The 12,612-nt window shown below is 41.2% G+C and carries 9 protein-coding genes; 7 read left to right on the top strand and 2 right to left on the bottom strand.

Translation table 11 applies throughout. The features are described 5' to 3' along the window. Nucleotides 1-70: 70 nt before the first annotated feature. Both gppA and rhlB read right to left on the bottom strand, forming a co-directional pair. A complete protein-coding gene (gene gppA, locus M1E96_RS19610) occupies nucleotides 71-1,576 on the bottom strand; it encodes a guanosine-5'-triphosphate,3'-diphosphate diphosphatase (protein ID WP_070928551.1) in 1,506 nt (501 codons plus the stop codon). A gap of 11 nt (nucleotides 1,577-1,587) precedes the next feature. After that, nucleotides 1,588-2,874, bottom strand: coding sequence for an ATP-dependent RNA helicase RhlB (gene rhlB / locus M1E96_RS19605; RefSeq protein ID WP_070928553.1), 1,287 nt, complete (start codon nucleotides 2,872-2,874; stop codon nucleotides 1,588-1,590). A gap of 117 nt (nucleotides 2,875-2,991) precedes the next feature. Here rhlB and trxA point away from each other — a divergent pair, with 117 nt between their 5' ends. The 7 genes from trxA to rffG all read left to right on the top strand — a co-directional run bounded on the left by trxA (nucleotide 2,992) and on the right by rffG (nucleotide 12,605). Further along, entirely contained in the window at nucleotides 2,992-3,318 is a 327-nt protein-coding gene (gene trxA, locus M1E96_RS19600) for a thioredoxin TrxA (RefSeq protein ID WP_070928555.1), read from the top strand. Nucleotides 3,319-4,121: 803 nt separating this feature from the next. After that, on the top strand, nucleotides 4,122-5,381 hold the full coding sequence (gene rho, locus M1E96_RS19595) for a transcription termination factor Rho (protein WP_140182136.1): 1,260 nt from the start codon (nucleotides 4,122-4,124) through the stop codon (nucleotides 5,379-5,381). Nucleotides 5,382-6,879: 1,498 nt separating this feature from the next. Beyond that, a complete protein-coding gene (gene wecA / locus M1E96_RS19590; protein WP_070928557.1) occupies nucleotides 6,880-7,965 on the top strand; it encodes a UDP-N-acetylglucosamine--undecaprenyl-phosphate N-acetylglucosaminephosphotransferase in 1,086 nt (361 codons plus the stop codon). A 31-nt stretch (nucleotides 7,966-7,996) separates the two neighbouring features. After that, nucleotides 7,997-9,055 carry an ECA polysaccharide chain length modulation protein gene (gene wzzE, locus M1E96_RS19585; protein WP_319068972.1) on the top strand — a complete coding sequence of 353 codons (1,059 nt, stop codon included), beginning with the start codon at nucleotides 7,997-7,999 and terminating at the stop codon, nucleotides 9,053-9,055. A 96-nt stretch (nucleotides 9,056-9,151) separates the two neighbouring features. Beyond that, entirely contained in the window at nucleotides 9,152-10,282 is a 1,131-nt protein-coding gene (wecB, locus tag M1E96_RS19580) for a non-hydrolyzing UDP-N-acetylglucosamine 2-epimerase (RefSeq protein WP_070928559.1), read from the top strand. Next, nucleotides 10,279-11,541, top strand: coding sequence for a UDP-N-acetyl-D-mannosamine dehydrogenase (gene wecC, locus M1E96_RS19575; protein ID WP_140182133.1), 1,263 nt, complete (start codon nucleotides 10,279-10,281; stop codon nucleotides 11,539-11,541). The genes wecB and wecC overlap by 4 nt, the downstream gene beginning before the upstream one ends. Next, nucleotides 11,538-12,605, top strand: coding sequence for a dTDP-glucose 4,6-dehydratase (gene rffG, locus M1E96_RS19570; protein ID WP_369095990.1), 1,068 nt, complete (start codon nucleotides 11,538-11,540; stop codon nucleotides 12,603-12,605). Before wecC ends, rffG begins: the two co-directional genes overlap by 4 nt. Nucleotides 12,606-12,612: the final 7 nt, after the last annotated feature.

Here is a 12,612-nt window from a genome sequence, read left to right as displayed (position 1 = left end):
CGTTGCAATTTGAAATATGACGAGTATCGTTATTCCCCACACTGATGTGGTAAGTGTGGGGAATAATTGTTTAACTATTAGAGCTATTACGCTCTTCAAGAGTGATAGGCCAATTTACATAACCTTGCCACTGTACTTCCTGTTGCAAATTTTCTGAGCGTAGCGGATGCTCCGCTAGCCAGCGGTATGGCAACATAATCGTCAGAGATGTTGATTCTGCATGGAGCCTCAATGCAGGCAAGGTATCATCACGTCGACGGCTAGCAAAAATAATCGCTAATCGTAACAGACGACATAAATAATAAGCTTGTTGTATTGGCAATGCATTTTGTTGGCTAAGAGTAGCAAGGTCAACAGGGCCTTGCTGATTACGTAATAATGCAGCAAGCAAGCGTTTTTGTGCAGGGGTGAAACCGGGTAAATCAAGATTTGTAATTAAGTATCCCGCATGTTCTGGCCCTTTGCGAAAATCAACGCTTAAACCAATTTCGTGCAGCATACAGGCAGCTATTAATAAATCACGACACCGAGAATCTAAGTTCCAGTCTTTGGAGACCTGCAAAAAGAAATGCTCTGCGAGTTGGCTCACTCGCGAGGCTTGTTCAATATCAACCTGAAAGCGTCGTTGGATGTTACGTAGTGTGCGTGCGCGAATATCTTGCTCAATAGGTAGTTCAAGCATGCCATAAACTAACCCTTCACGTAACGCGCCACCTGCCAATGTCATATTATCAATAGACAGCGCTTCAAAAATAGCAATTAGGATTGATAAGCCACTTGGGAATACCAAGGCTCTTTCAAAAGTCAGCCCTTCAATTTCGAGCTCTTCAAGTTTATGGCACTGAATGGCTTTATATTTGAGCTGTTGGAGCTTATCGAGGGTAATCAGCTCATCCATCCCTTGTGCGATCATGATCTCTTGAATGGCTTGAACGGTACCGGATGCGCCAACGCAAATTTTCCAATCGTGCTGTTTTAAAGCATCAGCGATTGGGGCAACGACTGCGTGAGCGGCTTTTTCTGCTTGAGCAAAATTTTCTTCAGTTAGAGAGCGATCACTGAAATATCTTTCAAGCCAAGTCACACAGCCCATTTCTAGGCTAAACAATTGTTCTGCTTTTGCTCCAGTACCTGTGACGAGTTCTGTACTGCCCCCACCAATATCAACGACTAGGCGTTGATCTGGGCCGCCAGTTGTGTGGGCAACACCTTGGTAGATCAATCGAGCTTCTTCTTCCCCCTGAATAACCTTGACGGTATTGCCGAGGATCTCACTGGCTTTTTGCACGAAAATATCCGCATTTTTAGCCAGACGCAGCGTTGCAGTAGCAACTACTCGTATCTGATTATTTGGTATATCTTGTAAGTGTTCTGAGAAGAGACGTAGACATTGCCATCCACGCTCCATTGCTTGCTCTGACAGCATGTTATTGCTATCTAAACCCGCAGCAAGGCGCACTTTACGTTTCACTCTAGAAATAATCTGAATGCTACCAGCAACCTCACGCACGACCAACATATGAAAGCTGTTCGAGCCTAAATCAATTGCTGCATAGAGAGAAGAGGATTTCAGCATATCGTTATCACTCAGCCTGAACGTTTATGGTTATTACGTGGGCCATTATGGCGACGTGGCGAATTTGAATTACGACGAGGCCCTCCAGGGCGCGGACGATGGCGACGTTTTGGCGCAGGGAGATCAGTTAGCAGTGCTTCGCTATTATATTTACTGACAGGAATAGAATGTTGAATGTATTCCTCAATAGCAGGTAAATTCAATGCATACTCTTCACAAGCGAGACTGATTGAATTACCACTTTCACCTGCTCGTCCAGTACGGCCGATACGGTGCACATAGTCTTCACAATCATCAGGTAAGTCATAGTTAAACACATGCGTTACTGATGGGATATGTAACCCACGAGCCGCGACATCGGTTGCAACTAAAATATCAAGATTACCTTGAGTGAATTCCTCTAAAATGCGTAAACGTTTCTTTTGTGCAACATCACCTGTTAATAATCCGACACGATGCCCATCGGCAGCGAGGTGCGCCCAAATATCATCACAACGATGTTTGGTATTAGCGAAAATAATGCAGCGTTCAGGCCACTCTTCTTCGAGTAATGTTTGCAATAAACGCATCTTTTCTTCATTTGATGGGTAAAACAGCTCCTCTTTAATACGATGACCTGTTCTCTGCAAAGGCTCTACTTCGATATATTCAGGGTTATTCATTTGCTCAAATGCCAGCTCTCTTACACGATAAGAAAGTGTTGCGGAGAAGAGTAGGTTTAGTCTCTCAGTGACCGCAGGCATACGGCGGAATAACCAGCGAATATCTTTAATAAAGCCAAGATCATACATGCGATCAGCTTCATCAAGTACGACAACTTGGATAGCGCCGAGATCAACATGACCTTGTTTCGCATAGTCAATTAAACGGCCAGTTGTACCGATAAGGATATCAACGCCATTTTGCAGTACTTTTAATTGCTCATCATAGCCATCGCCACCATAAGCAAGCCCCATTTTTAAGCCAGTATACTCAGCCAGCTCTTTTGCATCAGAGTAGATTTGCACGGCAAGTTCACGTGTTGGAGCCATGAGCAATGCGCGTGGTTGATTGGCTTTTTTCCCTTCAATAGCGGGATGTGTTAGTAAGTAATGGAATGTCGACGTTAAAAAAGCTAACGTTTTACCTGTACCAGTTTGCGCTTGCCCCGCAACATCTTTGCCTTCGACAGTGAAAGGCAAGGTTGACGCCTGGATTGGCGTACAAAAATTGAAGCCTTTTTTATTAAGTGCTTCAATGACTTTTGGGTGCAAGGCGAAGTCGGAAAACTTCTTTTCTGTCAAGTGTGCTTTACTCATAGTATGGTAGAATATCAGTTAACGGTTGGTTTACGAAAGTGTATCTTTTGAAATAAAGCATACTGATGCCAATTAATGTTACACTAAGACGGTAAAAATGATCCATTGGAGTACAACATGAGCGACAAAATTATACATATAACTGATGCAAGCTTTGAGACCGCAGTACTAAAAGCAAGTTCACCTGTTCTCGTCGATTTCTGGGCTGCATGGTGTGGTCCTTGTAAAATGATCGCGCCAATTCTTGATGAAGTTTCTGAAGAATATACAGGCAAACTGACCATCGCAAAACTGAATATTGATGATAACCCAGCAACGGCACCAAAATATGGTATTCGTGGTATCCCAACGCTTCTACTATTCAAAAATGGTGAAGTAGCGGCAACAAAAGTGGGTGCATTATCTAAATCTCAGTTAAAAGATTTTCTAGACGAAAATCTGTAAGTTATAGCTGATATTTAAGTCAAAACGTTTAGCGGTATATCTATTTTATATAGAGGACCGCTAGACGTCCTCTCTGAAGCATGATAAGTTATCTGCATCCTCGTATAGTATCCGTATGGCTTGCTTTATAATCCGTTGTTCTTATCATAAATATCTGGTTTATCAGTTCAGTTGTGGTTCATTTATTGTGATCTAGGGCTGATAGTGTATTGATTTCAAAAAATTATTAATTTGAATACTGATTGCTCGCGCTTGCAATATTCAGTCATCTCATTTGTGATATTTTGTTATATCAATTTAAGATAGTTATGTTGAAGTATGTTGTTGGTGCTAATTCAAGTCACAGTTGCGTAATGAGTCTTTAATTTGTGTTTTAGTGCTTTGAATGCGGCAAATTTGCTATATTGGGATCAATGTTGTCTTAAATGCACAAAAAAACTATTGCTAATATTGTTTGTGTTTCTAATAATAGGTCGCGCATCATTCTGATGATTCGACGCTAAATGTTAGTGCAGTCTTAGCAGTAACAAGCGCAAGAATTTTTACGCATTGTTAATCTTGTAGTTTGTAGTTATTAACAGGGCGTTATAAAGTTAAACTGACACTATGTATACTCTAATAATTCGAGAGTACAGCTAGGTGGCGAGTGAGCGAGTTGATAGTTGCATAGAAATCTATGTCTCTAATACCCGTGAACATAACCAACAATGCGGTGGCTTGGAATAGGCGAGTATAATATATATAGTTGTCTTCAATTTACGTTCATAGTTCGAGAAATACCCCGAGTTAAAGAACCCACCATTATGAATCTTACCGAATTAAAAAATACGCCAGTATCAGAACTGATTACGTTAGGCGAAAACATGGGGCTAGAAAATTTAGCCCGTATGAGAAAACAGGATATTATCTTCTCGATTTTGAAGCAGCATGCTAAAAGCGGGGAAGATATCTTCGGCGATGGCGTACTGGAGATATTGCAGGATGGGTTTGGTTTCCTCCGTTCCGCAGACAGTTCTTACCTCGCAGGTCCCGATGATATCTACGTTTCTCCTAGCCAAATCCGCCGCTTCAACCTTCGCACTGGCGATACCATTTCAGGAAAAATTCGTCCTCCTAAAGAAGGTGAACGCTATTTTGCGTTATTAAAAGTTAATGAAGTTAACTTTGATAAACCTGAAAACGCCCGCAGCAAAATCCTCTTTGAAAACTTAACCCCATTACATGCAAATAATCGCCTTCGTATGGAACGTGGTAACGGTTCAACTGAAGATTTGACCGCGCGCGTATTGGATCTGGCAGCGCCAATTGGTCGTGGTCAACGTGGTCTGATTGTCGCTCCGCCAAAAGCAGGTAAAACAATGTTGCTGCAAAATATCGCGGCGAATATTGCTCACAATTATCCAGACTGCGTTTTGATGGTTCTGCTGATTGATGAACGTCCTGAAGAAGTGACAGAGATGCAACGTTTGGTTAAAGGGGAAGTAATTGCTTCAACTTTTGATGAGCCTGCTGCGCGTCACGTTCAGGTTGCTGAAATGGTTATCGAAAAAGCAAAACGCCTTGTTGAGCATAAAAAAGACGTTATTATTTTACTTGATTCGATTACACGTCTTGCGCGTGCATACAACACCGTTGTACCTTCATCAGGTAAAGTTTTAACGGGTGGTGTGGATGCAAACGCATTACATCGTCCTAAGCGTTTCTTTGGTGCTGCACGTAACGTTGAAGAAGGTGGTAGTTTAACCATTATTGCGACTGCTCTTGTAGATACTGGTTCTAAAATGGACGAAGTTATTTACGAAGAGTTTAAAGGTACAGGTAATATGGAATTACACCTGTCTCGTAAGATCGCAGAAAAACGTGTCTTCCCAGCTATCGACTATAACCGTTCAGGTACACGTAAAGAAGAGCTGCTCACTTCGCAAGAAGAATTACAGAAAATGTGGATCCTCCGTAAGATTATTCACCCGATGGGCGAAATTGATGCGATGGAATTCCTTATCAGTAAATTAGCAATGACGAAAACTAACGAAGAGTTTTTCGATTTTATGAAACGTTCATAGTCGATAAGCTTTCAGTATTGCTGGTTCGCATAAGCGCTGTTGATAACAGCGCTTTTTTTATATCAGTTTATTGCTTATTTTTCGATTGTGCATACAGGTGATATTGATTTATAAAATCGTATAAGGCCTATCAGGACTAGGAGTGTTCTACTATGGTATATCAATAGTTAAAACAAATTTGAAAGAAAGAAGTATGTAACGTTTGTAAAATATTCGATTTATTTATTTATTGATTTTGCGTGTTAAATGACATTTTAAACTATGGGATCTATACGAGTTTCAATTTTATCCTTCTAAAATAAAATATCGATGATTAAATATCATGTTTACCACGAGTACCCAAACTAAAATGTATTTTGTAAAAACGCCAATAATAATCGCTTAAAATTAGTGAGTTTTGATACGAAACACAAATATATTTCCTGTTAGCAGGATTATTTGTTGTTAAGTATATTGAAGTGAATAATTTCATCAGCTTTATTCTAATGTAATGGTCATAAATGGCTCAGATGATTTATTATCATACAAAATCAATAAGTACACGCTTAGCTCGTGTGAAAGTGTATAACATTATCTATTAACAGTATTTTTCTTGTGTATTATATGAATGATTTGAGATACTACTTTAATCTTTCTGTTTGTTTAAATTAGTTTTGTGAAAGACAGGGGCATTTTTATGTAGGGATACTAAAATCCATGTTTAACACTGCGAATGAAGGCGAGCAACGGAAAGTTGAGAACTGAAAAGTAAGGAAAACATCATACAAGCGTATAGACATGATGGTTATCAATAAAATAATAATTATTGTATTGGATTTTTTCTATCATAAAACGGAGAATCGATTTGTTAAGTAAAATAATTTTTGTTTTATTTGTATGCTGATTAATTGTATATGATACATGCTATTGGTGTATTTATTAACAGAGAATATCATTTGCGCATTGTCTTTTTTTGATTTATCAAAAAAGGTGCAATAATTAAACAAAAAAAAGCCTAAAATTATAATGCTAAAGAGTGACTGGTTTTTATGGCATGTATATTGCTTTATTTGGCATAAGATACATAAATAGGATGTTGTCGTATCCTTGTTATCTACAAAATAGTTTGAAGTGCAGCTGGGTAGCAATAATATCAATCATTGGGTGGGTAAGCCTGTATGATGAGTGTGATTGAAAGTGATGCTGCTATTTGAAGTATAATAGGGATACGGTAATAACCTTATGGGACTAATTTTTAATATATACTCGTCATCTTTCAAGTTGTAGGAGCGTTGACTACGTTCAGCTAGCCGAGTCATAGAGTTTATCTATGCTCCCCGTCTATCTTCGCTTGTCGCCTACCTACAACTCGAATTACTTAGAGTATAGTTATTAAAGACTCGTCTTATAGCGCTTATCTATTTTGAGATGATAATGCATGTGCTGTCGCCCGTGGCTTTGTATGGGAACAAATATTTTAGTTTTAGGTTAGTTAGATAAAAAGATAAGAGAGTGACTCGTGGACACCGCACAATTTTTTGCTAGTCTGTTTTACGTTTTTTTGTTCACGTTAGTATTTATTTTTATCGCTCGTGTTGTAGCAACCAAAATCGGGCTGGTAGATAAACCTAACTTTAGAAAAAAACACGTAGGATTGGTCCCTTTAGTTGGGGGGATAACGGTCTTTTTTGGTATCTGTTTTGCGTTTGTCATTACTGAGGAATATATTCCTCATAAATGGTTATACCTTGTTTGTGCCGGCTTGCTGGTATTTATCGGTGCTTTAGATGATCGATTCGATATTAGCGTTAAATTAAGGGCGGGCGTGCAGGCAATGGTTGCTGTTGCCATGATGATGATTGCTGATCTTAAATTAGAATCGTTAGGTCATGCATTTGGACCATGGGAGTTAGTCCTTGGGCCATTCGGTTATATTGTCACTCTATTTGCTGTCTGGGCTGCGATCAATGCCTTTAATATGGTTGATGGTATTGATGGGCTTTTAGGTGGGCTATCTTGTGTTTCGTTTGGGGCGCTAGGCTTTTTGTTATATCAAAGTGGTAACTACGCGTTAGCATTTTGGTGTTTTGCCTTTATTGCAGCTATTCTTCCTTATATCTTCTTAAACTTAGGCATATTGGGCCGCCGCTTTAAAGTATTTATGGGGGATGCGGGAAGTACCTTGATCGGTTTTACCATTATTTGGATCCTTGTGGAATCGACCCAAGAAACGATACATCCAATTAACCCTGTCACTGCGTTATGGATTATTGCAATTCCACTAATGGACATGGTAGCGATTATGTATCGTCGTATTCGCAAAGGTATGAGCCCATTTTCACCTGACCGCCAACATATTCACCATTTGATTATGCGTTCAGGTTTTACCCCAAGAGGCGCTTTTGTGCTGATCACATTGTCGGCCGCGTTTTTAGCATGCGTAGGAATTATTGGTGAACGTCTAACATTTATACCTGAATGGGTAATGTTGGCACTCTTTTTGCTTGTCTTCTTTATGTATGGTTACTGCATCAAACGAGCGTGGAAAGTGGCTCGTTTTATTAAACGCGTCAGACGTCGTATGCGTAGAGGTGCAGTACGGTAACGACAAACGGAAATAATAGAGGTTCTGTGCAGTGAAAAACTCAGAAACACAACCTAATCAGTATCAGCCGCCGATAGAACCGGAATTGGATATCCGTGGTTTGTGCCGTTCTTTATGGCAAGGTAAAATTTGGATCGTGGCAGTTGCTGTGTTATTCGCAGCAATTGCATTGGGAGCCTCCTATTTTATGCAGCAGAAATGGAGCTCAACGGCGATCACTGACTTGCCAACCGTGAATAATTTGGGTAGTTACTATTCGCAACAACAGTTTTTACGTAATCTGGATTCTCGAATCAATTCGACGGGTCAAGAAGGTCAACTACCCACGATTGCCAATGAAGCATACCAAGAGTTTATTAAGCAGGTAGGTGCTTATGATACTCGACGTCAATTTTGGTTAACAACGGATTATTATAAGCAGCGCTTAGAGAATGATCAGAAGGCAGATGCCGCACTTTTGGATGAGTTGATCGACAATATTCAATTTACGCCATCCGATAAACTTAAAAATACCAATGACAGCATTAAGTTAATTGCTGAAACCTCGAAAGATGCTAACCAGTTATTACGTGAATATGTTCAGTTTGCTAATCAACGCGCAACGGCAAATCTGAATGATGAAATCAAAGGGACTTGGGCGACTAAATTGCAGTCTATGAAAGCGTTAGTAAAACGTGAAGATATGGTTGCTGAATCCGCTTATGAAAGACGTTTAAATGTTCTTCAGCAAGCACTGAAAGTCGCAGAAAAACAAGGTATTTCACGTAATCAAAGTACTGCACCAGTTGATGAAATCCCAGATTCAAAAATGTTTATGCTAGGGGTTCCACTACTGGAAGCTCAGATTGAAACGCTGAAAGCGACAGGGCCTGATCATGATACTGATTATGATCAAAACATCGCAATGTTATCGACATTGAGTGTAGGGCCAACTCTCCAAGACCATTTTCAGGCTTACCGTTACCTACGGACACCTGAAGATCCCGTCAAACGTGATAGTCCACGCAGAGCCTTTATGATGGTTCTATGGGGTGCTATTGGTGCGTTGGTTGGTGCAGGCGTTGTGCTTGCTCGCCGTCGTCCATCCTGATTTGTATAAGTGGCTGGCATCAGGTCAGCCACTGCATTAAGTCATTATAATTAAATAAAAGCAGCTAACTGCATAGATAAATATAAGAGAGTCACTGTGAAAGTATTGACTGTATTCGGCACTCGACCGGAAGCCATTAAGATGGCCCCACTGGTGCATGCACTTGCTAATGATACGGCTTTTGAAGCTAAAGTATGTGTAACGGCCCAGCACCGAGAAATGCTCGATCAGGTACTGAAGCTATTTGAGATCACACCTGATTATGATCTCAATATTATGAAGCCGGGGCAAGATTTAACCGATATTACCTGTCGTATCCTAGAAGGGCTAAAAAGCGTATTTGCTGATTTTCAGCCTGATGTTGTGTTAGTGCATGGTGATACCGCAACCACGATGGCTACTAGCCTCGCTGCATTTTATCATCGCATTCCTGTTGGGCATGTAGAAGCAGGGCTGCGTACCGGCAACCTGTATTCCCCTTGGCCGGAAGAAGCAAACCGCAAAATTGCGGGGCATTTGGCAATGTACCATTTCGCACCAACGGAAAATTCTCGCCAAAATCTACTGAAAGAGTCACTCCCAGATAACCATATTTTTGTAACGGGCAATACGGTTATTGATGCGCTGTTGTGGGTGCGTGATAAGGTGATGAGTGACCAATATATGGTCGAAAAATTGGCTGCAAATTACCCATTCATAGATGCAAACAAAAAAATGGTTTTAGTGACGGGTCATCGTCGAGAAAGTTTTGGCGGTGGTTTCGAACGTATTTGCCATGCATTGGCTGAAATTGCCCAAAGCCACCCTGATGTTCAGGTAGTTTATCCTGTGCATTTGAATCCAAATGTCAGTGAGCCTGTCAAACGTATTTTGCATGGTATTGATAATATTATTCTTATTAGCCCTCAAGAGTATTTGCCTTTTGTCTATTTGATGAATCATTCTTACTTGATTTTGACGGATTCAGGTGGGATCCAAGAAGAAGCGCCATCACTAGGCAAGCCAGTTTTAGTCATGAGGGACACAACTGAACGCCCAGAAGCTGTCGATGCAGGCACCGTACGCCTTGTTGGTACAGACACACAAAAAATTGTTGCAGAAGTTAACCGGTTACTGACAGATGAAGCGGAATATCATGCAATGAGCCGCGCTCATAACCCATATGGGGATGGTCATGCTTGTCAGCGTATTCTTGAAGCACTAAAAAGCAATCAGGTGAAATTATGAGTTTTGAAACTATTTCTGTTATCGGCCTTGGTTATATTGGTTTACCAACAGCAGCCGCATTTGCCTCGCGCAAAAAGCAAGTTGTTGGCGTTGATGTCAACCAACATGCGGTTGATACCATTAATCAGGGTAAAATCCATATTGTTGAGCCAGAACTCGACAACGTCGTTAAAGCGGCTGTTGAAGCAGGTCATCTGAAAGCCTTTACTAAGCCGCAACCGGCAGATGCATACTTGATCGCGGTTCCAACGCCATTTAAAGGGGAACATGAGCCTGACCTGACTTATGTGAAGGCAGCTGCCGAGTCGATTGCGCCTGTGTTGAAAAAGGGTGATTTGGTGATTTTAGAATCCACCTCGCCTGTTGGTACCACTGAGCAAATGTCAGAGTGGATGGCACAAGCGCGTCCTGACTTAACGTTCCCACACCAAACTGGTGAGCAAGCCGATATTGATGTGGCGTACTGCCCTGAGCGTGTATTACCGGGTCAGGTGATGGTCGAGTTGATTAAAAATGACCGTGTTGTTGGGGGTATGAACCCGAAATCGTCATTACGTGCGAGTGAGCTATATAATATTTTCCTTGAAGGTGAATGTGTTATCACTAACTCAAGAACCGCAGAAATGTGTAAGCTGACTGAAAATAGCTTCCGTGATGTGAACATTGCCTTCGCTAACGAATTATCCCTGATCTGTGCCGAACAAAATATTAATGTTTGGGAGCTGATCAGCTTGGCAAACCGCCATCCTCGCGTCAATATCTTGCAACCAGGTCCAGGTGTTGGTGGACACTGTATTGCCGTTGACCCATGGTTTATTGTGGCACAAAATCCACAACAATCACGTTTGATCCACACTGCACGCTTAGTCAATGATGGCAAACCAATTTGGGTGGTTGATCAAGTTAAAGCGGCAGTTGCAGATTGCTTAGCTGAAACAGGTAAAACTGCCAGCGAAGTAACAATTGCTTGCTTCGGCTTGTCATTTAAACCAAACATTGATGACCTACGTGAAAGTCCAGCGATGCATATCACTAAGATGATCGCTAACTGGAACAAAGGTAAAACCTATGCGGTTGAGCCTCACATTCATGAATTGCCAACATCATTAAAAGGTATCGTTGAGCTCGCTTCAATTGAAGATGCGGTGACAGATGCAGACATCATTTTAATGCTTGTTGATCATAACCAATTCAAAGCGATTCAAGGTTCATTAATTAAACAAAAATGGGTTGTTGATACCAAAGGAGTTTGGCGTTGAAACGCATTTTAATTACAGGCGGAGCCGGTTTTATCGGCTCTGCGGTCGTTCGTCATATTATTGAAAACACCAGCGATAGCGCAATTGTTGTGGATTGTTTGACCTATGCAGGTAACTTAGAGTCATTAAGCGAAGTTTCAGGCAGTGAGCGCTATGCTTTTGAGCAAGTCAATATTTGCGACCGTGCGGAGTTAGACCGCGTCTTTACTAAATATCAACCTGATGTAGTGATGCACTTGGCAGCAGAAAGCCATGTTGACCGCTCTATTGATGGGCCAGCTGCCTTTATTGAAACGAATATTGTTGGTACTTACACCTTGTTAGAGGCTGCTCGCAGTTATTGGATGACGCTAGACGAATCGAAAAAAGGCCAGTTTCGTTTCCACCATATTTCAACTGATGAAGTGTATGGTGATTTGGAAGGGCCAGATGGATTCTTTACTGAAACAACGCCATATGCGCCAAGCAGCCCTTATTCGGCCTCTAAAGCATCCAGTGACCATTTAGTGCGAGCGTGGCAGCGTACCTATGGTTTGCCAACTATGATCACCAACTGTTCAAATAATTATGGTCCTTATCATTTTCCTGAGAAACTGATCCCGCTGATTATTTTGAATGCGCTAGCAGGCAAGCCTCTTCCTGTTTATGGCAAAGGCGAGCAGATCCGCGATTGGTTATTTGTTGAAGATCATGCACGTGCGTTGCACTTGGTAGCTACAACAGCACTACCGGGTAGTACCTATAATATTGGTGGTCATAATGAGCGCCGTAATATTGATGTCGTTGAAACGATTTGTGGATTGCTTGAAGAGCTATGTCCACAAAAGCCACAAGGTGTTGCACATTATCGTGATTTGATTACTTATGTGACTGACAGACCTGGTCATGATATGCGCTATGCTATTGATGCAGATAAGATTGCCAATGAATTAGGATGGACACCACAGGAAACATTTGAGTCCGGTATTCGTAAAACGGTGTTGTGGTATTTGAATAATGAAACATGGTGGCGTCGTGTTCAAGATGGTTCCTATTCGGGGGAACGTCTAGGTCTGAACCGTTAAGGAGGGA

The sequence above is a fragment of the Providencia sp. PROV236 genome (assembly GCF_033676985.1).
GTDB lineage: Bacteria > Pseudomonadota > Gammaproteobacteria > Enterobacterales > Enterobacteriaceae > Providencia > Providencia manganoxydans.
The sequence above is the reverse complement of the archived record's forward strand: the minus strand, read 5'-3'. Positions and strand labels throughout refer to the sequence as shown.